The 26,003-nt window shown below is 71.2% G+C and carries 25 protein-coding genes; 9 read left to right on the forward strand and 16 right to left on the reverse strand.

Going from position 1 to position 26,003, the window contains the following annotated elements; translation table 11 throughout:
- The first annotated feature begins 23 nt into the window (after positions 1-23).
- Both ABZ027_RS18965 and ABZ027_RS18970 read left to right on the forward strand, forming a co-directional pair.
- Positions 24-584 (forward strand): SigE family RNA polymerase sigma factor, encoded by a 561-nt coding sequence (locus ABZ027_RS18965; RefSeq protein ID WP_356769658.1) that lies wholly within the window; start codon positions 24-26, stop codon positions 582-584.
- Entirely contained in the window at positions 581-1,561 is a 981-nt protein-coding gene (locus ABZ027_RS18970; protein WP_356769660.1) for a hypothetical protein, read from the forward strand. Before ABZ027_RS18965 ends, ABZ027_RS18970 begins: the two co-directional genes overlap by 4 nt.
- 71 nt (positions 1,562-1,632) lie before the next feature.
- Here ABZ027_RS18970 and ABZ027_RS18975 read toward each other — a convergent pair whose 3' ends face one another.
- The 5 genes from ABZ027_RS18975 to leuA form a co-directional block, all read right to left on the reverse strand.
- On the reverse strand, positions 1,633-2,298 hold the full coding sequence (locus ABZ027_RS18975) for a response regulator transcription factor (RefSeq protein ID WP_356769662.1): 666 nt from the start codon (positions 2,296-2,298) through the stop codon (positions 1,633-1,635).
- A complete protein-coding gene (locus ABZ027_RS18980) occupies positions 2,295-3,557 on the reverse strand; it encodes a sensor histidine kinase (RefSeq protein ID WP_356769664.1) in 1,263 nt (420 codons plus the stop codon). Before ABZ027_RS18980 ends, ABZ027_RS18975 begins: the two co-directional genes overlap by 4 nt.
- 65 nt (positions 3,558-3,622) lie before the next feature.
- Entirely contained in the window at positions 3,623-5,701 is a 2,079-nt protein-coding gene (locus tag ABZ027_RS18985; RefSeq protein WP_356769665.1) for an MMPL family transporter, read from the reverse strand.
- 180 nt (positions 5,702-5,881) lie between these two features.
- On the reverse strand, positions 5,882-6,577 hold the full coding sequence (locus tag ABZ027_RS18990) for a TerB family tellurite resistance protein (protein WP_356769667.1): 696 nt from the start codon (positions 6,575-6,577) through the stop codon (positions 5,882-5,884).
- A gap of 184 nt (positions 6,578-6,761) precedes the next feature.
- A complete protein-coding gene (gene leuA, locus ABZ027_RS18995) occupies positions 6,762-8,483 on the reverse strand; it encodes a 2-isopropylmalate synthase (RefSeq protein ID WP_356769669.1) in 1,722 nt (573 codons plus the stop codon).
- 334 nt (positions 8,484-8,817) lie between these two features.
- Between leuA and ABZ027_RS19000 the strand changes: the two genes are divergently transcribed.
- The 4 genes from ABZ027_RS19000 to ABZ027_RS19015 all read left to right on the forward strand — a co-directional run bounded on the left by ABZ027_RS19000 (position 8,818) and on the right by ABZ027_RS19015 (position 12,857).
- Entirely contained in the window at positions 8,818-9,888 is a 1,071-nt protein-coding gene (locus ABZ027_RS19000) for a M4 family metallopeptidase (RefSeq protein ID WP_356769671.1), read from the forward strand.
- 20 nt (positions 9,889-9,908) lie between these two features.
- Positions 9,909-10,175, forward strand: a complete 267-nt coding sequence (locus ABZ027_RS19005; protein ID WP_356769673.1) for a protealysin inhibitor emfourin — start codon at positions 9,909-9,911, stop codon at positions 10,173-10,175.
- An 82-nt stretch (positions 10,176-10,257) separates the two neighbouring features.
- Positions 10,258-11,574: a GH1 family beta-glucosidase gene (locus tag ABZ027_RS19010; protein WP_356769675.1), complete on the forward strand. Its 1,317-nt coding sequence runs from the start codon at positions 10,258-10,260 to the stop codon at positions 11,572-11,574.
- Positions 11,571-12,857, forward strand: coding sequence for an MFS transporter (locus ABZ027_RS19015; RefSeq protein WP_356769677.1), 1,287 nt, complete (start codon positions 11,571-11,573; stop codon positions 12,855-12,857). Before ABZ027_RS19010 ends, ABZ027_RS19015 begins: the two co-directional genes overlap by 4 nt.
- Before the next feature lie 91 nt (positions 12,858-12,948).
- Here ABZ027_RS19015 and ABZ027_RS19020 read toward each other — a convergent pair whose 3' ends face one another.
- A complete protein-coding gene (locus ABZ027_RS19020; RefSeq protein WP_356769679.1) occupies positions 12,949-13,803 on the reverse strand; it encodes an NAD-dependent epimerase/dehydratase family protein in 855 nt (284 codons plus the stop codon).
- A 119-nt stretch (positions 13,804-13,922) separates the two neighbouring features.
- On the opposite strand from ABZ027_RS19020, the gene ABZ027_RS19025 reads away from it, so the two are divergent.
- Complete coding sequence (locus ABZ027_RS19025) at positions 13,923-14,777, forward strand: helix-turn-helix transcriptional regulator (RefSeq protein WP_356769681.1); 855 nt, start codon at positions 13,923-13,925, stop codon at positions 14,775-14,777.
- Positions 14,778-14,781: 4 nt separating this feature from the next.
- Here the strand turns inward: ABZ027_RS19025 and era are convergent, their stop codons facing one another.
- Positions 14,782-15,750, reverse strand: a complete 969-nt coding sequence (gene era, locus ABZ027_RS19030; RefSeq protein ID WP_356769683.1) for a GTPase Era — start codon at positions 15,748-15,750, stop codon at positions 14,782-14,784.
- A gap of 177 nt (positions 15,751-15,927) precedes the next feature.
- Between era and ABZ027_RS19035 the strand changes: the two genes are divergently transcribed.
- Complete coding sequence (locus ABZ027_RS19035; RefSeq protein WP_356769814.1) at positions 15,928-17,238, forward strand: ammonium transporter; 1,311 nt, start codon at positions 15,928-15,930, stop codon at positions 17,236-17,238.
- Complete coding sequence (locus ABZ027_RS19040) at positions 17,235-17,573, forward strand: P-II family nitrogen regulator (protein WP_356769685.1); 339 nt, start codon at positions 17,235-17,237, stop codon at positions 17,571-17,573. The genes ABZ027_RS19035 and ABZ027_RS19040 overlap by 4 nt, the downstream gene beginning before the upstream one ends.
- Here the strand turns inward: ABZ027_RS19040 and ABZ027_RS19045 are convergent.
- From ABZ027_RS19045 to ABZ027_RS19085, 9 genes are all read right to left on the reverse strand, one after another.
- Positions 17,467-18,480, reverse strand: coding sequence for a DUF916 domain-containing protein (locus ABZ027_RS19045; RefSeq protein ID WP_356769687.1), 1,014 nt, complete (start codon positions 18,478-18,480; stop codon positions 17,467-17,469). The genes ABZ027_RS19040 and ABZ027_RS19045 overlap by 107 nt on opposite strands.
- Positions 18,481-18,589: 109 nt before the next feature.
- Positions 18,590-19,936 carry a beta-xylosidase gene (locus tag ABZ027_RS19050; RefSeq protein WP_356769689.1) on the reverse strand — a complete coding sequence of 449 codons (1,347 nt, stop codon included), beginning with the start codon at positions 19,934-19,936 and terminating at the stop codon, positions 18,590-18,592.
- A gap of 204 nt (positions 19,937-20,140) precedes the next feature.
- Complete coding sequence (locus tag ABZ027_RS19055) at positions 20,141-20,617, reverse strand: hypothetical protein (RefSeq protein ID WP_356769690.1); 477 nt, start codon at positions 20,615-20,617, stop codon at positions 20,141-20,143.
- 286 nt (positions 20,618-20,903) lie between these two features.
- Positions 20,904-21,254 (reverse strand): cytidine deaminase, encoded by a 351-nt coding sequence (locus ABZ027_RS19060; protein WP_356769692.1) that lies wholly within the window; start codon positions 21,252-21,254, stop codon positions 20,904-20,906.
- 45 nt (positions 21,255-21,299) lie between these two features.
- Positions 21,300-21,659, reverse strand: a complete 360-nt coding sequence (locus tag ABZ027_RS19065) for an MmcQ/YjbR family DNA-binding protein (RefSeq protein WP_356769694.1) — start codon at positions 21,657-21,659, stop codon at positions 21,300-21,302.
- Entirely contained in the window at positions 21,656-22,966 is a 1,311-nt protein-coding gene (locus tag ABZ027_RS19070) for a hemolysin family protein (RefSeq protein WP_356769696.1), read from the reverse strand. The genes ABZ027_RS19065 and ABZ027_RS19070 overlap by 4 nt, the downstream gene beginning before the upstream one ends.
- The gene (gene ybeY, locus ABZ027_RS19075) at positions 22,963-23,460 is read right to left on the reverse strand and encodes an rRNA maturation RNase YbeY (RefSeq protein ID WP_356769698.1); all 498 of its coding nucleotides are present in this window, start codon (positions 23,458-23,460) and stop codon (positions 22,963-22,965) included. Before ybeY ends, ABZ027_RS19070 begins: the two co-directional genes overlap by 4 nt.
- A gap of 12 nt (positions 23,461-23,472) precedes the next feature.
- A complete protein-coding gene (locus ABZ027_RS19080; protein ID WP_356769700.1) occupies positions 23,473-24,531 on the reverse strand; it encodes a PhoH family protein in 1,059 nt (352 codons plus the stop codon).
- A gap of 150 nt (positions 24,532-24,681) precedes the next feature.
- Entirely contained in the window at positions 24,682-25,803 is a 1,122-nt protein-coding gene (locus ABZ027_RS19085) for a PfkB family carbohydrate kinase (protein WP_356769702.1), read from the reverse strand.
- Positions 25,804-26,003: the final 200 nt, after the last annotated feature.

Raw genomic sequence — 26,003 nt, forward strand, 5'->3', positions numbered from 1 at the left:
GGAGGGCGAGGGGAGGGTGCTTGATGCAGGCCGAACAAGAGGAACGGTTCCAGGAATTCGTCAGAGCGCGGTGGTCCCGTCTGGTACGGACCGCCTATCTGCTGACCGGCGACGCGCACCACGCCGAGGATCTGACGCAGACGGCGCTGGCGAAGGTGTACCGCTCCTGGCGGCGCGTGTCGCGCAGCGACAACCCGGACGCGTACGTCCGGCGGGTGCTCGTCAACTGCAACAGCGACCGGTTCCGCAAGCGGCGGGTCACGGAGGCACTGACGGCGGCGCCGCCGGAGGTGGCGGCGCGCGACGCGATCTCGTACGCCGACGAGCGCAGCGCCCTGTTCGGCGCGCTGGCCGGGCTGCCGCCCCAGCAGCGGGCGGTGATCGTCCTGCGCTACTGGGAGGACATGTCGGGGGCGGAGGTCGCCGAGGTCCTCGGCTGCTCCACCGGCACGGTGAAGAGCCAGGCGTCCAAGGGGCTGGCGAAGTTGCGTGCGTATCCGGGGCTCGCGCAGGTCATGGACGGATCCGGCCGCGCCCGCACCGGCAAGGAAGAGATGCCGTCCCGGCAGGGAGGTACCAGGTGAACGACGACCAGTGGCGCGGACAGGACGGCGAGGTCCCCGCCGACGCGGACCTCGGCGGGGACTTCGAGGAACAGGTGCGTGAGCTGCTCGCCGAGGACGCCTACACGATCCGGCCCTCGCCGGCCCCGTACCCCGCGATCCGACGCCGGGGCATGGTCGAACGGCGGCGCCGGGTGGCGGCGGCCGGGGCGGTGCTGGTGACGCTGGCCGCGGTGCCGGTGGGCGCGTACGCGCTGGGCGCGCCGGGCGGGGACGCCCGGACGACGGCTTCGAAGCCGTCGGCGAGTGCCGCACGTACGGCGACACCGCCGCCGTCGTCCTCGCCGACTGCGACCGGTCCCGCTAGGCCCGCCACGCCGGGGCAGCTGCTCGACGGGATCACGTGGGCGCAGGCCTCGGACGGGCTGGAGAAGTGTCTGGCCGACGACCGCGAGTACGCCTCCAGCCGCAAGTACGCCTCCGGCCGGATGGGCGGCATGGACCTGGGCGAGGCCGACCGTTACCGGATCATCCTGGCGATGAACAGCACCGGCGACTCCAACGCGCCCGGCGACGGCATGTTCGTCGTCGCCGTGCGGGAGAAGCCGACTCCGACCCGGCTGATCTGCGACGTCAAGCCCGGCGAGGACGCGGGGATCAACACCAGCGTCGGCGATGACCGGCGGCCGGACTCCCCTCCCGTGCTGGCCGACATCAACGGCGGCAAGCTGTACCAGCAGTCGTTCCTCGACAAGGGCCGATGGAAGCTGCCGTTCCGCTGGGGTGTGATCGGCACGGTCGAGCCGTCCGTGGCCAAGGTGACCGTCTCCTACGGCGACGCCGCCGGCGACGCCGTCCTCGACCACGGCTGGTTCGTCGCCTCCGGCACCCTGAACCAGCAGGTCACCCGCGCACCCCGGCTCAAGGGCTACGACGCCGCCGGCACGCTGGTCTACGACTCCGACCAGGACACGTCGTACGAGAAGACCCTCCCGTGAGGCGAAGCTCCGGGGGCGCCGCACAGGGGTCGGCGCCCCCGGAGCCGGTCGGGCCGGGCGCCGTCACCCCGTCACACGCTCCCCGGGGTCACCACCCCCGACTCGTAGGCCACGACGACCAGTTGGGCCCGGTCCCGCGCTCCCAGCTTCCCCATGATCCGGCTGACGTGGGTCTTCGCGGTCAGCGGACTGAGCCCCAGCAGCTCGGCGATCTCCGTGTTGTTGAGTCCGCGCCCGACCAGCGCGAGCACCTCCCGCTCCCGCTGCGACAGACATCCGGGCCCGCCTCCGGCCACCCGCGCGGACGGGCTGCGTAAGAACCGCTCGATCAACCGGGCGGTGGGCCCGGGCGACAGCAGCGCGTCCCCGGCGGCCACCGTGCGGATCGCGTCGAGAAGTTCGGCCGGGCGGGTGTCCTTGACCAGGAACCCGGAAGCGCCGGCGCGCAGCGCCTCGACGATGTTCTCGTCGGTGTCGTAGGTGGTGAGGACCAGCACCCTCACCCCGGCCAGGTCCTCGTTCGCGGCGATCAGCCGGGTCGCCTCGATGCCGTCGAGGTCGGGCATCCGCAGGTCCATCACCACGAGGTCGGCCCGTGTGCCGCCGGCCAGCCGCACGGCCTCCCGCCCGGTGGCCGCCTGTCCGACCACCTCCATGTCCGGCGCCGACTCGACGAGCATCGCGAACGCCTCCCGTACGAGGGTCTGGTCGTCGGCGAGCAGTACCCGGACGGTCATCCGGTCCCCCATTCGGGCGTGGTCGAGGTCAGCGGAAGTACGGCGGTCACCTCGAAGCCGCCCCCGCCCCGTGGTCCGGCGTCGAGTGTGCCACCCACGCTGCGGGCCCGCTCGCGCATTCCGACCAGCCCGTAGCCGGGGGCGGTGCCCGGCGTGGGTCCGGTGCCGTCGTCGGTGACCGTCAGACACAGGGCGCCCCGGGCCTCGTACAGCTCGACCCGTACGGCGGGTTCGGGGCCGGCGTGCCGGACCGCGTTGGTCAGCGCCTCCTGCACGATCCGGTAGGCGGCGGCGCCCACGGCGGGCGGAGCCTGCCGGACGCGGACCTCGGGCTCGACCCGGGCGCCCGCGAGCCGCGCGGCCTCCACCAGGTCGGTCAGCCCGTCGAGGCCGGGCAACGGGCCGCGGGACTCGCCGTGTTCGGACGCCCGCAGCACCTCCAGTGTCGTACGGAGTTCGCCGCGTGCGCCGCGGCAGGTCTCGGCGATGTCGTCGAGCGCCTTGGCGACGGTCTTCCGGTCGAGACGGTCGGGGTCGGCGGCCAGGACGTGTGCGGCGACGGAGGTCTGCACACCGATGAGGGTGATGCTGTGCGCGAGCAGGTCGTGCAGGTCCCGGGCGATCCGCAGCCGCTCCTCCGCGACCCTGCGGCGGGCCTCCTCCTCGCGGGTGCGTTCGGCCTTCTCGGCGCGGTCGACGATGGAGGAGACGTAGTGGCGGTAGTAGCGGACGTCGATGCCGCACAGCAGGACGGCGATGATCCAGCCGGAGATGCGCAGGAGTTCGAGGGCCTGTTTGGTGTCGACGGTGAGCATCGCGCTCACGGAGACGGCGAGGACGGTGGCCCCCGCCAGCACCGTGCGCAGGGGGCGGCCGGTGACGGCGACCGTGTAGAGCGCGACGAAGGCCGCCGGTGTGGGGCCGTTGTGGTTGTTGTCGAAGGCGTGGTAAGGCACGACAAGCGCCACCACCGCGGCGAGGACGAGCATCGGATGACGACGCCGCCACACGAGCGGAACGTGCGCGGCGAGCAGCAGTGTCCAGCCGAGGGCGCCCGGGCTGTGGCCCTCGTCGAGTGCGTCGGGGCGGCCGTCCCCGTTGCCGAGGAGCACCAGGCACACGGCCAGGACGGCGAGGGCCACGGTCAGCAGCGCGTCGTTGCGGGTGCCGTGCGGGGCGGTGCGGGGGTCGCGGTTGATCGCCTCCATGATCCGCTCGCCGATGCGGGGGCGGGCTTTCGCTCTCGTCGTCTGCTGCACCGGCTCATCCTGCGGCACACGGGCGCCCCTCCGGGAGGGGAGGGGCGCCCCGCGGGGGTGTGAGCTCACACCGGCTCCGGCTGGCGTTCCGGCCGTACCGGCGTCCCGGGTTCCCGCGACAGGCTTCCGGGCCACCACACCCGCCGCCGCAGCGCCACGCTCGCGCTGGTGACCAGGTAGGTACGGACGAGGAACGTGTCGAGCAGCACGCCCACCGCGATGACGAAGCCCAGCTCCACGAGTTGGACGAGCGGCATGCTGGTGAGCACGGCGAAGGTGGCGGCGAGGACGAGTCCGGCGGAGGCGATGACCCCGCCCGTCGTGCGCAGCGCGGTGAGCGCGGCGGCGACCGGTTCGGCGCCGTTCAGGGACTCCTCCCGCATCCGGTGCATCAGGAAGATGCCGTAGTCGACGCCCAGCGCCACCAGGAACACGAAGGACAGCAGTCCCAGTCCCGGGTCCGTGCCCTCGAAGCCGAACAGCGGCCCGAACACGAGCCCTCCGATGCCGAGGGCCGCGCCCCACACCGCGACCACGGCGGCGACCAGCAGCAGCGGCGCGACGAGCGAGCGCAGCAGCACGACGAGGATCAGCAGGACGGAGACGAGGACGAGCGGGACGACGATCAGACGGTCCCGGGCGTTGGTGTCCCTCAGGTCGAGCTGTTCGGCGCTGGGCCCGCCGACGTAGGAGCCGTCGAGCCGGTCGCGCAGGGCCTCGATGGTGGCGGTCTCGCCCGCCGACTGGGGCGGGGCGCCGGCGGTGACGGAGAGCTCCGTCCAGCCTCCCCCGCCCCGGCCGCGCTCCGCGCTGTCGACACCCGGGGTGCGGCGGACCTCGGCGAGGGTGGCGTCGGCGCGGTCGGTGGGCGTGATGACGGTGAGCGGCTGGGTGCCGTGCCCGGGGTAGGCGGCGGCCAGGGTCTTCATGGCGGCGACCGCGTCGGGCTCGCTGGTGAAGGAGTCCCCCTGCTTGAGACCGCCGGGCAGGTTCAGCGCGCCCAGCGCCAGCGCGCCGAGCAGCACGGCCCCACCCGCGAGCACGGTCAGCGGCCGGCGTCCGGCGGAGCTGCCCATCGCGGCGAACAGCGACCGGCGGGCCTTGGGCGTACTGCCGTAGCGCGGTACGAGCGGCCAGAACACCCGCCGCCCGAGCAGCACCAGGAGCGCGGGCAGCAGGGTCAGCATGGCGACGAGCGCGCACAGCACACCCACCGTGCCGAGCGGCCCCATGCCGCGGCTGCTGTTGAGGTCGGCGGCGAGCAGGCACAGCAGCCCGGCGGCGACGGTCCCGGAGGAGGCGAGCACGGCCGGCCCGCAGCCGCGCAGGGCGGCGGTCATGGCGTCGTAGGGCCGCTCGGTGCGCCGTAGTTCCTCGCGGTAGCGGGAGACGAGCAGCAGCGCGTAGTCGGTGCCCGCGCCGAACACGAGGATCGTCATGATCCCGGAGCTCTGGCCGGACACGGAGGTTCCGAAGCCCTGGTTGAGCCCGTAGGCGACGCCCATCGACAGGTAGTCGGCGAGGCCCGCGACGGCGAGCGGCACGAGCCACAGGAACGGGCTGCGGTAGATCAGGATCAGCAGCAGCGCGACCACTGCGGCGGTGGTGTAGAGCAGCGGCCCGCCGAGCGAGTTGTAGACCTCGCTCGCGTCGGTGGCGAGCGCCCCCTCCCCGCCGACGTCGACGCTCAGTCCGTCCGCGCCCCTGGCGATGTCCCGTACGTCGCCCACCAGCGCGTCGCGGGCCTTTTCGTCCGTCCCCGGCTCGGTGCTGGCGACCGGGTACATGACCGTGGTCCCGTCCTCGGACGGTACGCCCCGCGGCTCACCGGTGAGCCGGTGCGCCCCCGCGATCCGCTCCAGCTGCTCGGCCGCGGTGGCCCTGTCCTTCGCCGTCAGCCCGCCGTCGCGGTGGTACACGATCACCATCTCGGTGGCCGCCCCGCCGGGCAGCCGTTCCTGGATCTTGGCCACCTGCGTGGAGTCGGCACTGGCCGGCAGATAGTCCACCGCCCGGTCTCGTTGGACGTCCGCCAGTTTCGCCGCGAACGGCGACGCGATCGCCAGCACGACGACCCACAGTCCGAGCACGAGCCACGGCACGCTCCGTCGGTGCCTCGATGTCCAAGCTCTTGCGGCCCCCATGTGACAGGCCTCCCCTCCGGTCGGTGTCCGGTCAGGTTCCAGACTTCCGGCGCGGCGGGGGCAACTCGTCGGGCGGGAGGACGAGGTGGGGAGTACTGCCCGGGGTGACGGCGGGCCGGGACTACTCCCCGGGGAGTAACGGCGGGCACACGGCGACGGACCGCGGCGGACCGCGGTGGTCTACGACGGTGTGCGGGCCGCCGCCAGCAGTCGGGTCACGTCGTCCGCGCAGATGGTCAGCGCGGCACCCACGGTGGTGAGGGCGTCGCGTTCGGCGGGGGTGTAGGGGCCGTCGGCGAGCGCGATACGAGCGCCCTGGACCAGGATCGATTCGCGGCCGGCCGGGGCGAGGTGCGGGGCCAGCGGGTCGAGGGCCTCGTGGAGCTCTATGGCGAGGCCCGTTCCGCAGGGGCGGTCGTAGAACCGGCCGGTGTCGGCGGCGAGGGCCTCGACCAGGGCCTCCAGCTGGTCCTCGGTGCAGTCGTCGAAGCCGGCCGCCCGGACCGTCGCGGCGGCCATCTCCAGGGCCGTGCGGGAGCAGGTGCCGCCCGCGGCGAGCACCGCGAGGGCGACGGTGTGGACGGCGTCGCGGAGCATCGCGGAGAAGCGGGTGGTGGTCGGATGGTCGAGGACCTCGGTGCCGAAGTGATCGCGGCAGGCGGCGCACTCGACGACCGGGCCGGTCTCGCCACGCGGGACGAGCGGCATGCCGAGGAGGGTGAAACGGCGGCGCCCGGTCAGCCGCTGGTAGTTGCGGTCGCCGCCGCAGCCGGGGCAGAAGAATTCGCCGTCGCCGACGGTCGTCCACGCGGTACGGGTGCCCAGGAGGCGCGCATGCCTGGCAGCAGAGCCGGTTCGTCCCCGTCCTGGCAGCACGTCGCACCTCCGTAACCCCGCGGCAACATCGCCGCGCTTGCGTGATGTTAGCCACATCCGTGAGGTGGAGTCAGTACCCCGGAGGAGACCTTTCCGTGACCTCCACAGGGATTGGCCGGTATACGACGGGGCCCCGCCCGCCGTACAACAGGCGAACGGGGCCCTAAACCGCTGGTGAGGCTGATCAGCGTGCCGCGCGGTTGACGGCGGAGACGACCGCCTTCAGCGACGCACGTGTCGTGTTCGCATCGATGCCGATTCCCCAGATGACCTTGCCGTCGATCGCGCATTCGATGTACGAGGCGGCCTGCGCGGAGGCACCCTCGCTCATCGTGTGCTCCTGGTAGTCCAGCAGGCGGGCGTCGATCCCGATGCCCTGCAGCGCGTGGAAGAACGCGGAGATCGGACCGTTGCCGGTGCCGACCAGCGTGGTCTCGACGCCGTCCACCTCGGCCTCGACGGTGAGGGTGTCCACGCCGTCCTTGTCCGTCGTCGACTGCCCGTTGGTGACCTGGATGCGGCCCCACGGGTTCTCGGGGTTGGGCAGGTACTCGTCCTGGAAGGTCGCCCAGATGGCGTCGCCGGTGACCTCGCCACCCTCGGCGTCCGTCTTCGCCTGGATGAGCTTGGAGAACTCGATCTGCATCCGGCGCGGCAGGTCCAGCTTGTGGTCGTTCTTCAGGACGTAGGCGATACCGCCCTTGCCGGACTGCGAGTTGACCCGGATGACGGCCTCGTAGGAACGGCCGACGTCCTTCGGGTCGATCGGCAGGTACGGCACGGCCCACTCGATGTCGTCGACGGTGACGCCCTTCGCGGCCGCGTCGGCCTCCATGGCGTCGAAGCCCTTCTTGATGGCGTCCTGGTGGGAGCCGGAGAAGGACGTGTAGACCAGGTCGCCCACGTACGGGTGGCGCGGGTGGACCTCCATCTGGTTGCAGTACTCCCACGTACGACGGATCTCGTCGATGTCGGAGAAGTCGATCTGCGGGTCGACGCCCTGCGAGAACAGGTTCATGCCCAGGGTGACCAGGTCGACGTTGCCGGTGCGCTCGCCCTGCCCGAACAGGCAGCCCTCGACCCGGTCGGCGCCGGCCATCAGCGCCAGCTCGGCGGCGGCGACGGCGGTGCCGCGGTCGTTGTGCGGGTGGACCGAGACGCAGACGTGCTCGCGGCGGGAGAGGTTGCGGCTCATCCACTCGAAGCGGTCCGCGTGCGTGGACGGCGTCGAACGCTCCACGGTGGCGGGCAGGTTGAGGATGATCTCGCGGCCCGGGCCGGGCTGCCAGACGTCCATGACCGCTTCGCAGACCTCCAGCGCGAAGTCCAGCTCGGTGTCGGTGAAGATCTCCGGGCTGTACTGGTAGCCGAACTCGGTCTCCGCGCCCAGCAGTTTCTCCGCGTACTCCATGACCAGCCGCGTGCCGTCGACGGCGATCTGCTTGATCTCGTCCTTGGAGCCGCGGAAGACGACCCGGCGGAAGACGGGCGCGGTGGCGTTGTACAGGTGGACCGTGGCGCGCTTGGCGCCCTTCAGGGACTCCACGGTCCGCTCGATCAGGTCCTCGCGGGCCTGGGTCAGTACGGAGATGGTGACGTCGTCGGGGATGGCTCCGGGCTCCTCGACGATGGAGCGTACGAAGTCGAAGTCGGTCTGACCGGAGGCCGGGAAGCCGACCTCGATCTCCTTGTAGCCCATCTTGACCAGCTGGTCGAACATCCGGCGCTTGCGCTCGGGCGACATCGGGTCGATCAGGGCCTGATTGCCGTCACGCAGGTCGGTGGAGAGCCAGCGAGGGGCGACGGTGATCCGGTTGTCGGGCCAGGTGCGGTCGGGGATGTCGACCTGGTCGTACTGGCCGTACTTGTGGATCGGCATGGAGGTGGGCTGCTGGCGGTTCGCCATGATGCGGGGGCTCCTCGAAGGCGGGTCCTGAAGGACGGCCGACGGCGGAACGCCAAAACTCCGCGGGGAGGGGGTCGGCCTCGATTACAGGCCCTCGCCGCGGCAGCTAAGGAGAAGCAGCCCGAAACGCATGATGCGAAGCATGCTAGCCGAGACGCCCCGAAGCGCGAGGGCCCGTATCAGTATGCGGGATCGCCCGCACAAGAAGGGGCCTATGGGGCAAAAAGTGCGCCATACCACTTCGCTACTCCCCGTGACGACCCCTGTCAGTACATTTCACCAATCATGGTTGCGGGTAGTGACAGTCACGTGACTCAGTGCAAGGGTGCCCGACATGACCACCAACGGGGGCTTCGAGCCCGTCTTCTGCACCATCGTCCCACCCCACCTCCTCGACAAGCTCGCCCGCAGCGAGGACCCGGCCCTGTCCGGACCCGCACAGCGGACCCTGGTCCGGGACGCCCAGGAACGCGGCCGCCGCCGGGTGAGCGCCGAGTTCGGCCTGGCCGCCACGCCGACCGCGAAGGCACCGGCGGACCAGCCGCTGCGCACCCTCTACGACGCCGGGCACAAGACCGACCTGCCCGGCACCGAAGTGCGCGCGGAGGGCTCGGAGCCGGGCCAGGACGCCACGGTCAACCGGGCCTACTCCGGCCTCGGCGCCACCTTCGACCTCTACCTCAAGGCCTACGGCCGCCACTCGATCGACGGCGACGGCCTGCCCCTGGACGCGACCGTCCACTACGACGAGAACTACAACAACGCCTTCTGGAACGGCGAGCAGATGGTGTTCGGCGACGGTGACGGCGAGATCTTCCTCGACTTCACCATCCCGATCGACGTCATCGGCCACGAGCTGACCCACGGCGTCACCCAGTACACGGCGAACCTCACGTACTTCGGGCAGCCGGGTGCCCTCAACGAGTCGATGTCCGACGTCTTCGGCTCGCTCATCAAGCAGTACGCCCTCGGCCAGACCGCCGCCGAGGCCGACTGGCTGATCGGCGCGGGACTGCTCGCCCCGAGCGTCACCGGAAAGGCCCTGCGCTCCATGAAGGAACCGGGCAGCGCCTACGACGACGACGTCCTCGGCAAGGACCCGCAGCCCGCGACCATGGACGACTACGTCCGCACCGGCCGCGACAACGGTGGCGTCCACATCAACTCCGGCATCCCCAACCACGCGTTCTACCTGGCCGCCACCGCGCTCGGCGGCTACGCCTGGGAGAAGGCGGGACAGGTCTGGTACGACGCCCTGACCGGCGGCGAGCTCACGGAGCGGGCGTTCTTCGGCGACTTCGCCAAGCTGACCGTCAAGGCCGCCCGGGAGCGCTTCGGCGACGGCGGCGATGAATTCCAGGCGGTGGAGAAGGCCTGGGAGCAGGTCGGGGTGCGCATTCTCTGACTCCGTACTAGACAGGAACCATGCGTATTCAGGTACGGCGCACGGGCGGGTTCGCGGGCATCGAGCGGCACGCCGAGGTGGACACCTCGGGGCGGCCCGATGCCCACGAATGGCACACCCTCGCCGAGAAGGCACTCGCCGAGGGGCGGGGCACCCCGCCGATCGGGGTGCCGGACGGCTTCCGCTACCAGATCACGGTGGATGACAGGACGGTGTACGCGGCCGATCCCCGGCTCACCGACGAGCAGCGCAGGCTGATCTCCCGAGTACTCAAGGAAGGCGCGTAACTCGTCTGTCGCGCCTGCCCGTTGACCGTTTGTCGCGCCTGCCCGTTGACTTCCCTACCCGCCAGTACCGATGATCCGGCGCATGGCGACGAACCCGATACCCCAGTTCCCGGACGGCTTCCTGTGGGGCGTCTCGACCTCGGCCCACCAGATCGAGGGAGCGGCGGACCTGCGCGAGCCGTCCGTCTGGGACGCCTTCTCGGCCGAGCCGGGCCGGGTGAAGGACGGCTCCACCGCGGCGGTGGCCTGCGACCACTACCACCGCCACGGCGAGGACGTGGCCCTGCTGGCCGCCCTGGGCGTGGACGCGTACCGCTTCTCCGTCTCCTGGCCGCGGGTGCGCGCCGAGGGTGGCCTGGACTTCTACGACCGCCTGGTCGACGAGCTGTGCGCGGCCGGCGTCCGCCCGGTCCCGACCCTCTTCCACTGGGACCTGCCGCTCGCGCTCCAGGAGGCGGGCGGCTGGCTGGAACGGGACACGGCGTCGCGTTTCGCCGAGTACGTGTCGCTCGTCGCCGACCGGCTCGGTGACCGCGTGCGGAAGTGGATCACGATCAACGAGCCTGCCGAGCACACGCTGTTCGGCCACGCGCTGGGCGCGCACGCGCCGGGCAAGCGCCTGATGTTCGACGCGCTGCCGGCCGCCCACCACCAGTTGCTGGCCCACGGCCTGGCCGTACGGGCGTTGCGCGCGGCCGGCGCCACGGACATCGGGATCGCCAACTCGCACGGTCCGACGTGGCCGGCGTCGCAGGAGCAGCCCGACCTGGAGGCCGCCGGCTTCTACGACCTCCTGCTCAACCGCCTGTTCGCGGACCCGGTCCTGCTCGGCGAATACCCGGAGGGCATCGGCGAGTTGATGCCGGGTGACGTGGCCGCCGACCTCAAGATCATCGGGGAGCCGCTCGACTGGTACGGCGTCAACTACTACGCGCCGACCCGGGTGGGTGCCCCGCAGGGCGCGGACATCGAGTTCGGCGGGCTGACGATCCCCGCCGAACTCCCCTTCTCGGTGCGGGAGATCGAGGGCGTCCCGGTGACGGACTTCGGCTGGCCGGTGGTCCCTTCGGGCCTGACCGAGCTGATCACCGGCATGCGCGAGCGCTACGGCGACCGGCTCCCGCCCGTCGTGATCACCGAGAACGGGTGCTCCTACGAGGGCGTCGACGACCAGAACCGGATCACCTACCTGGACGGCCACATCCGCGCCCTGCACGAGGCGATGGAGGCGGGCCTGGACGTCCGCGGGTACTTCGTGTGGTCGCTGATGGACAACTTCGAGTGGGCGGAGGGATACGCGCGGCGGTTCGGGCTGGTGCACGTGGACTTCGAGACCCTCGCCAGGACCCCGAAGGCGTCGTACGGCTGGTACCAGGAGTTGCTCCGGGCGCAGAAGTGACGACCCCCCGTTCAGACGCCCTGGCCGAGCCCGTCGAGCGGGTCGGCAAGGGCTGGACGGTGTCCCTCTCCCTCGCCAACGTGGCGATCTGGGTCGGCTGGTACGGCCCGCTCCAGATCCTGCTGGCCCGGCAGGCCGGAGACTTCGCGCCCGGCGCCGGTATGTCGAAGGAGACGTTGCTGGCCTGGGTGACGGGCGTGGGCGCGCTGGTGTCGCTGGCGGCGAACCCGTTCTTCGGCGCACTGTCGGACCGCACGACGGCCCGCTGGGGCCGCCGTAGCCCATGGATCGTGGCCGGCACGGCGGGCGGCGCGCTGTCGTTGCTGCTGCTCGCCGGCGCGGACGGGCTCTGGCTCATGATGCTCGGCTGGTGTCTGGTCCAGCTCACGCTGAACGCGGCCTTCGCGGCCGTCACGGCGGCCGTGCCGGACCGGGTGCCGCGGCTCCAGCGGGGCGCGGTGGGCGGCTGGATCGGCGCGGCGCAGATCCTCGGCGCGGTCGTCGGCACGGGCCTGGCGACGGCGACAGGCGGCATCGTGGCGGGCTATGCGGCGTGCGCGGTGTTCACGCTGGCGGGTGTGCTGCCGTACGTGCTCCGCCACCGAGATCTCAGCCTGGCGGCCACGGGCCGGCCGCCCTGGTCCTTGCGGTCGTTCGCGCGCGGCTTCTGGCTGAGCCCGCGCCGCTACCCGGACTTCGGCTGGGCCTGGCTGACCCGCTTCCTGATCAATCTCAGCAACGCGCTGGTGATCCTCTACCTCCTCTACTACCTGCGGGACCGTCTCCTCCCCCACTCTCGAACCAGCTCGAGCGGGGGGACCCCCATCGACGATCCCGAGCAGGGCGTCCTGATCCTGACCGCGGTGGACAGCGTGGCGCTGCTGGCCACGGTGGTCGTGGGCGGCATCTGGTCGGACCGGGTTGGGCGCCGCAAGCCCTTCGTGGCCTGGTCCGGGGTACTGATGGCGGCCGCCACGGCCCTGCTCGCCGCATGGCAGACCTGGCCGAGCGCGATCATCGTGGCGGCGCTGCTGGGGGTGGGCCTCGGCGTGTTCATGTCGGTCGACTTCGCGCTGATGACGGACGTCCTGCCGAAGGCGTCGGACCGGGGCAAGGACCTGGGCGTCATCAACGTGGCAAACGCCCTGCCCCAGGTGGCCGCCCCCGCCCTGGCCGCACCGATCGTCACCCACCTCGGGGGGTACCGGGTGCTGTACGGGGTGGCGGCGGCGGCCGGGTTGGCGGGAGCGGTGCTGGTGGGCCGTATAAGGAACGTGGACTGAACGGCGTCAGGGGCGCGGAACTGTATCGATTGCGGCTACCGCCGCGTGGCACGACCAGCCACAACGGACCCGCGGAAGACCACCGGCCCCCTCACAGTGCTCCAGCCTCCCGAGCCGCGTACACCGACGGATACACCGGCCGATACCCCAGCTCCCGGCGAATCCGCTCCGTGGACGTGATCACGAGCCACGGGTCCGGGTCGGTCCGGCCGTACAACTCGTCCGGGACCGCAGCCCCGTTGAGCTGATGCAACTCCACCGCCGTCACCGGAGCGTCGTCGGCGATGTTGTAAACCCGCCCCGCGATCCCCGGCGCATGCAGGATCCGCAGCAACGCCTGGGCGACATCCGCATGGTGCCCCATCTGAAGCCGTTGGTTCGCCGCCCAGTTCTTGGCCCACATCAGGGACTGCGCGAGATGCGGATCCCCCTCGCCGTAGACGAAGGGGAGCCGGCCGACGCGCACGTCCATGCCCTCCAGCGCGAGCAGCCGCCGCTCGGCCTCCGCCTTGGACTCGGGGTAGGCGCCCCACATGCTCCCACCGGGTCGGCTCTCGTCGTCCTCGGTCAGCGGACGGCCGCGTCCGGTGCCGTACACCAGAGCCGTGCTGACCTGCACGAACCTCCGCACATCGGCTGCCAGCGCGGCCCGCCCCAGTTCCACGGCCGCGTCCCGGTTGACCGCCCACGCCTCCTCGTCGGGGACTCCGCGGAAGGAAGCAGCGACGTTCACGACCGCGTCGGCCCCGGCGACGGCCTTGCCGAGTGCCTCGGTGTCGCGCAGATCTCCTACGACGACCTCGGCGCCGAGCGCGGCGAAGGGTTCACCGCGCTCGGCGTCCCGTACGAGAACCCGCACCCGCTCCCCCGGCCGGGCCTGCGCCAGCAGCCTCGGCACGAAGCGCCGGCCGACCTGCCCTGTCGTACCTGTCACCAAAGTCAGCATGTTCTGCTCCTCTCGTCACCGACCACCCTCGGGCGGAGCCGGTACGAGCGGGAGAGACCCGTTGATCGGGGGATCGGCAGTCCCTGGATAAGCCGGGCGGGGTGCCGCAGGCTGGAAGGGTGAACCGAGCCGAAGTCGCCGACTTCCTGCGCCGTGGCCGCGCCCGGCTGAACCCGTCCGACGTGGGCCTGACGCCGGGCGCCAGGCGTCGCACACCGGGGCTGCGCCGCGAGGAGGTGGCACAGCTGGCCGGGATGTCGGTGGACTACTACACCCGCCTGGAGCAGTCCCGGGGCCCGCGTCCGTCCCGTCAGATGCTGACGGCGCTGGCCCGCGCGCTGCGTCTGACGGACGACGAACGGGACCACCTGTTCCACCTGACCGGCGAGGAGCCGCCGCGGCGCGGGAATGAGCCCGCGCATGTGAATCCGGGGCTGTTGCTGGTCCTCGACCGGCTGCACGACACTCCGTCGCTGGTGGTGAGCGACTGCGGCGAGGTGCTGGCGCAGAACGCGATGTCGAGGGCGCTGAGCGGCGACGTCTTCGCCCGCCCGCCCCGGGACCGCAACATGCTCCGCCGTTTCTTCCTGGACCCGGCGTCGCGCGACCTCTTCCCTCCGGAGGACGTACCGGCGCATGCCCGCACCCACGTTGCGAACCTGCGAGCGGTGGCGGCGGCCCGCCCCGACGACCCGGAACCAGCGGCGCTGGTGGCCGAACTACGCTCGTCCAGCGAGGAGTTCGCCGGCCTTTGGGCTGAACACGAGGTGTCCGTCCGCCGCCAGTCCACGAAGCGCTACCGCCACCCTCTGGTAGGCCTCCTGGAACTGGACTGCGAGATCCTTTTCAATCAGGACAACCACCACCACTTGATCATCCACACGGCCCGCCCGGGAACGGAGTCGTACGAACGCCTGCAGCTCCTGCGGGTGGTGGGCCTGCAGGACCTGTCCCCGCAGGAGACGGCCCCTTAGGGCCCTAGAAGCCGAGCTTGCGGAGCTGGCGTGGGTCGCGTTGCCAGTCCTTCGCGACTTTCACGTGGAGGTCGAGGAAGACCGGCGTCCCCAGCAGCGCCTCGATCTGCTTGCGGGACTTGATGCCGACGTCCTTCAGCCGCTTGCCCTTGGGGCCGATGATGATGCCCTTCTGGCTGGGCCGCTCGATGTAGACGAAGGCGTGGATGTCGAGGAGGGGCTTGTCGGCGGGCCGGTCCTCCCGGGGGAGCATCTCCTCCACGACGACGGCGATGGAGTGCGGAAGCTCGTCGCGCACACCCTCCAGCGCGGCCTCACGGATCAGCTCCGCGATCATGACCTGCTCGGGCTCGTCGGTGAGGTCGCCCTCGGGGTAGAGCGCGGGGCCCTCGGGCAGCATCGGGATCAGCAGGTCCGCCAGCAGGTCGACCTGCTTGTTCGCGGTCGCCGACACCGGGACGATCTCGGCCCACTCGATGCCCAGCTCCTTGCCGAGCTGGTCGACCGCGATCAGCTGCTCGGCCAGCGTCTTGGAGTCGACGAGGTCCGTCTTCGTGATGATCGCGACCTTCGGGGACTTCTTGATCCCCGCCAGTTCCTTCGCGATGAAGCGGTCACCGGGACCGAGCTTCTCGTTCGCCGGCAGACAGAAACCGATCACGTCGACCTCGGCCCAGGTGGTCCGTACGACGTCGTTCAGCCGCTCACCGAGCAGCGTGCGCGGCTTGTGCAGCCCCGGGGTGTCCACCAGGATCAGCTGGGCGTCGGGCCGGTGCACGATCCCCCGTACCGTGTGCCGCGTCGTCTGCGGCTGGTTCGCGGTGATCGCCACCTTCTGCCCGACCAGAGCGTTCGTGAGGGTGGACTTGCCCGCGTTGGGGCGGCCCACGAAGCAGGCGAAGCCGGCGCGGTGGGGTGCGGCCGACGACGCCGACGGCTCGGATGACTGACTGCGAACGCTCATGGCGCCCATTCTCCCTGATCCAATGAGCCCCGCCGCACAAGCGTCCGCCCCCAGCCCTCCCCGTGAGCTTCCCGAAACCTGCACGCAACGAAACGCATCGGAAACACACCCGTGCACAACTCGAAACGCGGGCCGGTGACTCTCTGACGAGCCCCCACACCGTTGGAGACGACCGTGATCCTCGCCGTGCCCCTGGCCGCAGAGCGCATCGACACCGGCGACACCGCCTGGCTGCTCGCCGCCACCGCCCTCGTCCTGCTGATGACCCCGGGCCTGGCCCTGTTCTACGGCGGCATGGTCCGCACGAAGAGCGTCCTCAACATGCTGATGATGAGCTTCGTGTCGATCGCCCTGGTCACGGTGGTGTGGCTGGCCGCCGGATACTCCCTCACGTTCGGGGACGACATCGGCGGCGGGCTCATCGGCTCTCTGGAGCACGCCGGGATGTCCGGCCTCGGCCCCGACAGCGTCCACGGCACCGTCCCCACCCTCCTGTTCGCGACCTTCCAGCTCACCTTCGCGATCATCACGGCCGCCCTGGTGAGCGGTGCGATCGCGGACCGCGCGAAGTTCGGCGCGTGGCTGCTGTTCGTGCCGGTCTGGGCGTTGCTCGTATACGTTCCGGTCGCCCACTGGGTCTGGGGTCCGGGTGGCTGGATCCTGGAGGGTCTCGGCGCCCTGGACTTCGCGGGCGGTCTGCCGGTCGAGATCGTCTCCGGTGCCTCCGGCCTCGCGTTGTGCCTGGTCCTCGGCCCGCGGCTGGGTTTCAAGAAGGACGCGATGCGCCCGCACAACCTGCCCATGGTGATGCTGGGCGCGGGGCTTCTCTGGTTCGGCTGGTTCGGCTTCAACGCCGGTTCGGCCCTCGGCGCGAACGGCCTGGCCGCGGCCGCGTTCCTGAACACCCTCGCGGCCGGTTGTACGGGCCTGCTCGGCTGGCTCTTCGTGGAGCAGAAGCGCGACGGCCACCCGACCACCCTGGGCTCCGCGTCCGGCGCGGTAGCGGGCCTGGTCGCGATCACCCCGTCCTGCGGTTCGGTCTCCCTGCTCGGCGCCCTGGTCGTCGGTCTCGCCGCCGGCACAGTCTGCTCGTACGCGGTGGGCTGGAAGTTCAGGCTGAACTACGACGACTCCCTGGACGTCGTCGGCGTCCACCTGGTCGGCGGGGTCATCGGCACCCTCCTCATCGGGGTCTTCGCCGTCGAGTCGATGACCGGCGGGCCCGAGGGGCTCCTCTACGGCGGGGGCCTGGCGCAGCTCGGCAAGCAGCTGGTGGCCGTGCTCGCGGTGGGGACGTACGCCTTCTTCGTGACGTACGGCATCGGCAAGCTGATCGACAAGACGGTGGGCCTGCGCGCGAGCGAGGAGCAGGAGTACACCGGTCTGGACCTTACGGTGCACGCCGAGACCGCATACGATCACGGCGTCCTGGGCCACGGCGCCCCGGTCACCGCGTCCGTCCTTCCCTCCGCGCAGAAGGTCAAGCCCCAGGCATGAAGCTCATCACCGCGATCGTCAAGCCGTACCGTCTCGACGAGGTCAAGACCGCTCTGCAGGAGCTCGGTGTGCACGGCATGACCGTGACCGAGGCCAGTGGCTACGGCCGGCAGCGCGGCCACACCGAGGTCTACCGGGGCGCCGAGTACCAGGTCGACCTGGTCCCCAAGGTCCGGATCGAGGTCGTCGTCGGGGACGCCGACTTCGAGGCCGTCATCGACGCGATCGTCAAGGCCGCGCAGACGGGGAAGATCGGGGACGGGAAGGTGTGGGCGGTGCCGGTGGAGACGGTCGTACGGGTGCGGACGGGCGAGCGCGGCCCCGACGCGCTCTGATCAGCAGGACGGCTCCCACCACCGAGGCCACGGCCAGTACCGCCGCCACCAGCCACGGCAGGGCGAAGAAGGACGCGTTCGCCGACTCGCGGGTGTGCTGCGCGCTCGCCGTGAGCGTCACGTCGCCCCAGTCGAGCTGGGGCGCGCCGCGCCAGGGTTCGCTGAGCCGTACGCGCTGACCGGGCAGCAGCTCGGCGGGGATCCGGTCCAGGTCGCGGGTGAGCAGCGTGCGCCCGAACAGGCCCCGCGCGCGCAGCTCCACCTTGGGGTCGAGGGTGACGTTGCCGGTGTTGTGGAGGGTGTAGGAGACCGTGGCGGTGCTGTCGCCGAGGCCGGGGACGAGCGGCTGGTCGTGGGTGACCCGGACGTCCTCGACGGCGATCGCGGGGAGCGTGGGCCCGCCGACCCGCAGGTAGATCCGGGCGCCGACGGCCCGTTGCACGCCGAGCGCGAGGGAGCCGTCGCCGTTGTCGACCCGCTCGTCGAGTGCGACCAACGCGCCCGGGTGGTCGCCGGGTTCGGCGCCCTCGGGCACGGTCAGGGTGAACGGCACGGTGACCTTGCCGTGCGCGGGGACGGTGACCCGGGTGCGGGCGGGCTTCGCCCACGCGCCCACCCCGCGGTGCTTCTCCGCTTGCGTCCGTACGGCGAAACCGCCGTCGCGGGCGGTGTTGTAGGCATCGGCGGCGTAGAGGCGGAAGGTCAGCGGGCGGGCGGTCTTGTTGGCGACGACGACCTTGTCCCGCAGGCTCGTACCGGGGTCGGCGGAGAGGTAGAAGTACGGGCGCTCGGCGATCTGCGAGGAGGCCGGGAAGACCGACCAGCTGCCGTTGTCGGCGCTGTGGGCGGATCCCGCGGTCACGGCCAGGAGCAGCAGGCCCAGGAGGAGGACGGAGAACTTGCGCATGGGTGCGGCCCCCCGCGGTCGTGGATGGAGGCAACGGGCGGGTGCGGGCGCCCGTGCCGTCGGACTCAGGGCCTGTCGTGTGGATCAGGCCGCAGGAAACTGACAGGCCCTAGGTGAGCGTGAGCGTGAGGACAGCGGAGTAGGAGCCCGCCGGGGTGAACGCCGGGACGTCCAGGGAGAGTCCGGCGTCCACGGTGAACTCACCGCCGGTGAGCGTGCCGTCCGGGGCCGACGCCAGGGTCGCTCCCGAGCTGCCCACCGGGCCGGCCGAGCCCGCCTTGCAGGTGCTGGGGCTGCCGGCCTTGGTCTCGCAGGCCGGGGTCCAGCTCAGCTTCCCGGCGTCGATCTTGGCGCCGGGACCGGTGAACTTGGCGCTGGTGAAGTCGGTGACCTTGCCGGTCAGGGACCAGCCCGCGGGGCCGCCGCGGAAGTCCCGGACGGTCACCTTGTTGAGGGAACCGGTCGACGCCCCGCCCTTGCCGAAGTCGACCGCCGACAGCCCGACGGCGTTGCCGGCCTGGGACATGGACAGCGTCCCCGCCTTCACAGTCGTCGTCAGTTTCTGGCTGCCGTCGGGCGTGGGCGGTGTGGTGCCGCCCACGGCGTAGGCCGCGGGCCCGGCGCCCTTGTCCTCGTCCCAGGAGGCGCCCTCGTACGCGACGATCCCGGTCGTCGTCTTGTCCTTGACGACGAGCGGTCCGCTGAAGGTGCCCTTGGTGTCCGCGGTCACGGTCGCGGTGTCCTGGGTCTGCTTGTCCCCGGCGCGTCCGGCCAGGGTGACGGTCGCGCCGGGCGTGAAGCCGGTGCCGTTGACGGTGACGCTGTCACCCGCGTTCCCGGAGGCCGAACCCAGCGTGATGGCACGCTGGTTGACGGGGGTCGAGTCCGTCGCGGTGACGGTCTCGGAGACCGGCGCGGGCGGAGTGATCACCGTGCAGGGGGTGTCCAGCTCCATGATGTAGCTGGTGTGGATGTTGTAGTCGCCCGGCGAGAGCGTGATCTTGCCGGGCTGGGTGACCTTGAAGGTGCCGGTCATGGAGAACGACGGGAAGGGATCCTTCCCGGGCACCGGGGCGTTCTTCTTCGGCCCCGCGACCGTCACGTCCCCGGTCTGCGCGCCACCGAGGGTGACCTTGCCGGTCGGGGTCATGATGTCGGCCGGCAGGTCGAGTTCGGTGGGGTTGCCGGCGGCCGGGGTGACCACGGTGTAGGTCACCTTGACCGTGTCGCCGACCTTGGGGCTGGTGGTGTCCACCGAGACGTTGCCGGTGGTGGTGCCGTCGATCGGCGGGATGCCCGCGATCGCGGGCGGGATGCAGTGCGTGGCGAAGTCCACGTTCGTGCCCGCCGCACCGGCCGGGCAGGCCAGCGCCCCGCTCGCGGTGACCGCGATGGCGGTCACCGCCAGCAGCGACGCCCAGCGACGCCGGTGCGGTCTTCGGAGTGTCGGACCCATGCTTGCCCCCTCCTGAGGGATGCGGGCGCAGCGGCTCGTCTGCGCCGACAGGGGGCCATTGACCTGGAGGCCGCGTGAGAAGTCAATGCAGATGCCGCAGAGAACTGACGAACCATCAGTTTCTGCGGCATCCGGAACAGATCACTCAGGAGAGCGCTCGGCCGTCCGGCCGTCGGGGAGCCCGGCCGGACCTCGGCCGGGCCCTCAGTCGAACACGAACGGGCCCGGTGACTGATTCTCGGTCGCCGTACAGGTGACGGTGATCCCGAAGATGGTCATCTGCAGCGAGCCGCCGTAGAACTCCAGGGTGTCGCCGGGCGCCACGGTCCCGCTGAGCGGGCCGACGGTGACCGGGCTCTGGGCGGGCATGGCCGGGTTCTTCTTCCCGGTGAAGACGGTGGTGCCGCCGCCCGCCTTCACCATGGTGAGCTTGGCGGTGATGGAGTCCTTGCCCAGGGCGAGCGGCGTCTTGATGGCGGTGGACGTGAGGGTGATGGTGGCCGCGGTGCCGTTCTGCGTCGCGGTCAGGGTGGCCGCCCCGCCGCCGAACAGTCCGCAACTGGCGTTGATCGTCGCCGTCGTCGGGGTGACGGCGGCCGCGGTGGGCGCGAACGCGAGGCCGGTGACCGCGAGGGCCCCTGCCAGTAATGCCGCACCCGTGGTTGTGCGCTTGGCTCTCATGGGGATGAGCTCCCTTCGTGTTCTCTGGGAGTGCGCGTTGACGGCCGTCGGCTTCGGCAGTGGGTGCGGTCAGCTGCACGCGGCTTGAATCTGATGGACCGTCAGGGGATATGCCTTCATTGATGCGCGGGCGGCAGTCCCCCGCAAGGTTGATTTCCGGCCTACTCGCTCATCCCGCCGGGCATGCGACGCGAGGCAGCCGTGCAGGCCGCAGGGGGCGGGCAGAGCGCCGCCCCCGGCGAGGGCGAACGGAGGGGTACGGCGGTGGGGGCAGAGCCCCCGGATCTCAGCCCGCCGAGACGGTCAGGCGCACGGCGCCGTCAGGCCCCGCCACCAGCACCGGCGTCCCAGCACCACCGAGGTCCCGCACCGCCGCGAGGTCCTCCGCGGAGGCCCGCTCCGCCTCCGTCACGACCGCCGCCGCCTCCAGCGAACTCGCCCCGGACGCCACCGCCATGGCCACCGCCGTCCGCAGCGCGCTCAGCTTCAGCGAGTCCAGGGCCACGGTCCCGGCCACATACGTACGTCCCGTCTCGTCCCGCACGGCCGCCCCCTCGGGCACACCGTTACGGGCCCGCGCCGAACGGGCCAGGGTGACGATCTTGCGGTCTTCGGGGTCAAGTGCGCTGTCAGTCATGAGCTGAGCATACGAAGAGCGCCCGGGCCGCCGTCGGACCAGGTCTCACGCACGGTCCAGCCGAAGCCGCTGCGCGCGCGGCAACCCCGCCACCACCAGGTCGTAGGAGTCCTCGACGAGCTCCCGGACCAGCCCGTCCGGCAGGTCGCCGTCCACCGTCACCGTGTTCCAGTGCCGCTTGTTCATGTGGTAGCCGGGGACGATCAGTCCGGGGTGTTCGCCGCGCAGCCGGATCGCGTCCTCCGGATCGCACTTGAGGTTGACCGTCAGTGGCCGGGCGTCCAGCGAGGTCAGGGCGAAGAGCTTGCCCAGCACCTTGAAGACCGAGATCTCCGGCCGGAACGGGAAGTCCTCCACGGCCTCGTTGAAGGACAGGCAGAACGCGCGCAGTTCCTGGGGCTTCACTCCGGTTCCGTCTCCTCGTCCTCCGGCTTCTCCGCCGGGCTCACCGGCTCCACCAGCACCGTCACGATCTTGTTCCGGCGTCCGGCCGCTGCCTCCGCCGTCAGTCGCAGCTCACGCCCGTCGGGCAGCTCCACCACCGACGAGGCCCCGGCGATGGGCACGCGGCCCAGGGCCTTCGCGAGCAGGCCACCGACGGTCTCCACGTCCTCGTCGTCGTACTCCTCCAGCCCGTACAGCTCGCCGAGGTCGGTGATGTCGAGACGGGCGGTGACCCGGTGGCGGTCGTCGCCGAGGTCCTCGACGGGCGGGAGTTCGCGGTCGTACTCGTCGGTGATCTCCCCGACGATCTCCTCGAGGATGTCCTCGATGGTGACGATGCCGGCGGTGCCGCCGTACTCGTCGATGACCACGGCCACGTGGTTGCGGTCCTGCTGCATCTCGCGCAGCAGGTCACCGGCGTTCTTGGTGTCGGGGACGAAGGCCGCCGGACGCATCGCCGTGGACACCAGCTCGCTCTCCGCGTCCCGATTGATGTGCGTCTTGCGGGCCAGGTCCTTCACGTACACGATCCCGACGATGTCGTCCTCGTTCTCGCCGGTGACCGGGACACGCGAGAAGCCCGACCTGAGCGCCAGGGTCAGCGCCTGACGGATCGTCTTGTAGCGCTCGATGACGACGAGGTCGGTCCTCGGGACCATGACCTCCCGTACGAGCGTGTCGCCCAGCTCGAAGACCGAGTGCACCATGCGGCGCTCCTCGTCCTCGATCAGCGACTCCTTCTCCGCGAGATCGACCAGCGCGCGCAGCTCCGCCTCGGAGGCGAAGGGGCCGCGCCTGAAGCCCTTGCCGGGGGTGAGCGCGTTGCCGATGAGGATGAGGAGGGACGGGACCGGTCCCATGATCCTGGCCAGCGGCAGCAGGATGTACGCGGCCGCCGTCGCCGTGTTCAGCGGGTGCTGGCGGCCGATGGTGCGCGGGGAGACCCCGACGGCGACGTACGAGACGAGGACCATCACCCCGATCGCGACCAGGAGCGCCTCGGTGGTGCCGTCGAACTGCCGCAGACAGGCGTAGGTGACGAGCGCTGCGGCCGCCATCTCGCAGGCGACGCGCACCAGCAGCGCCACGTTGAGGTAGCGGGTCGGGTCGGCGGCGATCTGGGCGAGCTTCGCGCTGCCGCGACGGCCGGTCCGTACGGCCTCCTCGGCGCGGAAGCTGGAGACGCGGGCCAGGCCCGCCTCCGCACAGGCGGCGAGCCAGGCGACGACGACCAGGGCGATGGCGCCGGAGACGAGGGCGGGGCTCATGAGACGGTCGGGGCGGGGGACGGGCCGGTCAGGCCCTTCTCCGCGCGCCAGCCGTCCACGATGGCCGCCTGGAGGCCGAACATCTCGGCCTTCTCGTCGGGCTCCTCGTGGTCGTAGCCCAGCAGGTGCAGCACTCCGTGGACGGTGAGCAGTTGGAGCTCCTCGTCCATGGAGTGCTGCGTCTCGGCTTCCTCGCCCTGCCTCTTGGCGACCTCGGGGCACAGCACGATGTCGCCGAGGAGGCCCTGCGGGGGCTCGTCGTCGTCCTTCGACGGCGGACGCAGTTCGTCCATCGGGAAGGACATGACGTCGGTGGGCCCCGGCAGGTCCATCCACTGGATGTGCAGCTGCTCCATGGCGTCCGCGTCCACGACGATCACCGACAGTTCGGAGAGCGGGTGGATGCGCATCCGTGCGAGCGCGTAGCGGGCGATGTCGAGGATCGCCTGCTCGTCGACCTCGGTTCCGGACTCGTTGTTGACGTCGATCGACATGGTCGCGCTGGTCTACTTCCGTTTGTTACGGGCGCCCTTGTGGGTGCCGTTCTCCGTACCGTTCTGGCTGTCGTACTTCTCGTACGCGTCGACGATACGGCCGACCAGCTTGTGCCGTACGACGTCGTGGGAGGTGAGCCGCGAGAAGTGCACGTCGTCGAGGCCTTCGAGGATGTCCTGAACCTGACGCAGACCGGACTTGGTGCCGCTGGGCAGGTCCACCTGGGTCACGTCACCCGTGATCACGATCTTCGAGTCGAAGCCGAGACGGGTGAGGAACATCTTCATCTGTTCGGGGCTGGTGTTCTGGGCCTCGTCCAGGATGATGAAGGCGTCGTTGAGGGTGCGACCGCGCATGTACGCCAGCGGCGCGACCTCGATCGTCCCCGCCGCCATCAGCCGCGGGATCGAGTCGGGGTCCAGCATGTCGTGCAGCGCGTCGTACAGCGGGCGCAGATACGGGTCGATCTTCTCGTAGAGCGTGCCCGGGAGGAATCCGAGCCGCTCCCCCGCCTCGACCGCGGGGCGGGTCAGGATGATGCGGTTGACCTGCTTGGACTGCAGGGCCTGCACCGCCTTGGCCATGGCGAGGTAGGTCTTGCCGGTGCCGGCGGGGCCGATGCCGAAGACGATCGTGTGCTTGTCGATCGCGTCGACGTACCGCTTCTGGTTGAGGGTCTTGGGTCGGATCGTGCGGCCGCGCGAGGAGAGGATGTTCTGCGTGAGCACCTCGGCCGGTGTCTCCTGGCCCTCGCTCTCGCCGTTCTCACTGGCTCTGAGCATGGCGATCGAGCGTTCCACTGCGTCCTCCGTCATCGGCTGTCCGGTGCGGAGCACCAGCATCATCTCGTCGAACAGGCGCTGGATGAGCGCGACTTCGGCGGCCTCGCCGACCGCGCTGATCTCGTTGCCCCGGACGTGGATGTCGGCGGCCGGGAAGGCCTTCTCGATCACGCGCAGCAAGGAGTCGCCGGAGCCCAGCACGGTCACCATGGGGTGCTGGGCGGGGACGGTGAACTGCGCTTTGGCCTGCCCCTGCGCGGGTGTGTGAGCTGTGGGTGTCTGAGTCATGGGCCGGCGCTGTAGGCCTGCGGTTCCTCCTCGTCACGGCCGCGTAGCTGAGAGCGGCCTCGCGATACCAAGGGTACGACGGTGCACTGACAACGCCGTAGGGCTTTTCACCGCCCCGCCGGGTGCCCGGGGCGAGGGCCGTGAGGGCGCTCACGTCGAGCGGCCGAACCCGATCGTCGGCACCGCCCGCCGCAACGGCCACGGCCGCCCGGCCTCCTCGGGCACCAGTCCCGCGAGGAACCCGTAGCGCCGCAGCGCCGTCGGCTCCTGCCCTTCGACCGACTGCACCTTGCGCCACCAGGCGCCGATCTCGGACCAGCTCGGCGCCGACAACGAGCCCCCGAACTCCTGCACGGACAACGCGGCCGTGAGGCCGCCGAACGCCAGCCGGTCGGCGAGCGGCCACCCCGCGAGCGTGCCGGTGACGAAGCCCGCCACGAAGACGTCCCCCGCACCGGTCGGGTCGAGGGCCTCCACCTCGATGGCCGGGACCTCCGCTGTCTCCCCCGTCCGCCGGTCCACCGCGTACGCGCCGTCCGCACCGAGGGTGACGACGGCGAGCGGTACGTGAGCGGTGAGCGCGTGCGCCGCGGCCCGGGGGCAGTCGGTGCCGGTGTACCGCATCGCCTCCTGCGCGTTCGGCAGGAACGCCTCGCAGTGTTCGAGGTCGGCGAGCCCGGCCAGATCCCATGCCCCGGTGTCGTCCCAGCCGACGTCGGCGAAGATCCGGGCGCCCTTTCCCGCGGCCTGGGCGATCCAGGGCGCGCGGGTGCCGGGCGTGAGGGAGGCGATGGCGGCACGCGCGGGGGGCGGGCAGTCCGGCGCGGGCTCCTCCGGCGGCGGCTCGTGGCCGTGGGAGACCATGGTGCGTTCGCCCTCGTACGCCATGGAGACGGTGACCGGTGAGTGCCAGCCGGGGGCCCTGCGGGAGGGGGTGAGGTCGATGCCCTCGCCCTGCTCCAGGGTGTCCCAGCAGTACTCGCCGTAGTGGTCGTCGCCGAACGCGGCCGCCAGCGAGGTGCGCAGGCCGAGCCTGGCCAGCGCGGTGGCCATGTTCGCCACGCCTCCGGGGCTCGACCCCATGCCGCGGGCCCAGGACTCGGTCCCGCGCACCGGGGCGGAGTCGAGCCCGGTGAAGATGATGTCGAGGAACACCGGGCCGGTGAGGTAGACGTCCCAGGGCGGGTCGTCCGGCCTGCGCAGGGCGGCCAGCGGGTCGACCCTGGGCTGGTCGCGGTGGTCCTCTCCGATGGACGCGGTGGACGCGATCACGATGCGCTCCCTGACGAGGTTCGGATCAGGCCAGTCTGCACCACGCCACCGACAACCACGCAGGTGTCACACCGGAGCCGGGCGGCAGACCGCGTCCAGCCCGCCGTCCGACGCCCCTCCACCGGCCCCGACGGGCCCGTGGTCGGGCCCGTCCAGTCCGGCGGCCCTCACCCGGCCCGGCCCCTCGACCAGCACCGTGG

The sequence above is a fragment of the Streptomyces sp. NPDC006332 genome, assembly GCF_040612855.1.
Classification (GTDB): domain Bacteria; phylum Actinomycetota; class Actinomycetes; order Streptomycetales; family Streptomycetaceae; genus Streptomyces.

Bases quoted from the DNA above. Each gene is read 5' to 3' on its own strand.
- ABZ027_RS19080 (WP_356769700.1), bottom strand. From the start codon at position 24,531: ATGACTCAGACACCCACAGCTCACACACCCGCGCAGGGGCAGGCCAAA.
- era (WP_356769683.1), bottom strand. From the start codon at position 15,750: ATGGGCGCCATGAGCGTTCGCAGTCAGTCATCCGAGCCGTCGGCGTCG.
- ABZ027_RS19010 (WP_356769675.1), top strand. From the start codon at position 10,258: ATGGCGACGAACCCGATACCCCAGTTCCCGGACGGCTTCCTGTGGGGC.
- ABZ027_RS19005 (WP_356769673.1), top strand. From the start codon at position 9,909: ATGCGTATTCAGGTACGGCGCACGGGCGGGTTCGCGGGCATCGAGCGG.
- ABZ027_RS19045 (WP_356769687.1), bottom strand. From the start codon at position 18,480: ATGCGCAAGTTCTCCGTCCTCCTCCTGGGCCTGCTGCTCCTGGCCGTG.
- ABZ027_RS19040 (WP_356769685.1), top strand. From the start codon at position 17,235: ATGAAGCTCATCACCGCGATCGTCAAGCCGTACCGTCTCGACGAGGTC.
- ABZ027_RS19055 (WP_356769690.1), bottom strand. From the start codon at position 20,617: ATGAGAGCCAAGCGCACAACCACGGGTGCGGCATTACTGGCAGGGGCC.
- ABZ027_RS19050 (WP_356769689.1), bottom strand. From the start codon at position 19,936: ATGGGTCCGACACTCCGAAGACCGCACCGGCGTCGCTGGGCGTCGCTG.
- ABZ027_RS18965 (WP_356769658.1), top strand. From the start codon at position 24: ATGCAGGCCGAACAAGAGGAACGGTTCCAGGAATTCGTCAGAGCGCGG.
- ABZ027_RS18975 (WP_356769662.1), bottom strand. From the start codon at position 2,298: ATGACCGTCCGGGTACTGCTCGCCGACGACCAGACCCTCGTACGGGAG.
- leuA (WP_356769669.1), bottom strand. From the start codon at position 8,483: ATGGCGAACCGCCAGCAGCCCACCTCCATGCCGATCCACAAGTACGGC.
- ybeY (WP_356769698.1), bottom strand. From the start codon at position 23,460: ATGTCGATCGACGTCAACAACGAGTCCGGAACCGAGGTCGACGAGCAG.
- ABZ027_RS18985 (WP_356769665.1), bottom strand. From the start codon at position 5,701: ATGGGGGCCGCAAGAGCTTGGACATCGAGGCACCGACGGAGCGTGCCG.
- ABZ027_RS19070 (WP_356769696.1), bottom strand. From the start codon at position 22,966: ATGAGCCCCGCCCTCGTCTCCGGCGCCATCGCCCTGGTCGTCGTCGCC.
- ABZ027_RS19000 (WP_356769671.1), top strand. From the start codon at position 8,818: ATGACCACCAACGGGGGCTTCGAGCCCGTCTTCTGCACCATCGTCCCA.
- ABZ027_RS19020 (WP_356769679.1), bottom strand. From the start codon at position 13,803: ATGCTGACTTTGGTGACAGGTACGACAGGGCAGGTCGGCCGGCGCTTC.
- ABZ027_RS19060 (WP_356769692.1), bottom strand. From the start codon at position 21,254: ATGACTGACAGCGCACTTGACCCCGAAGACCGCAAGATCGTCACCCTG.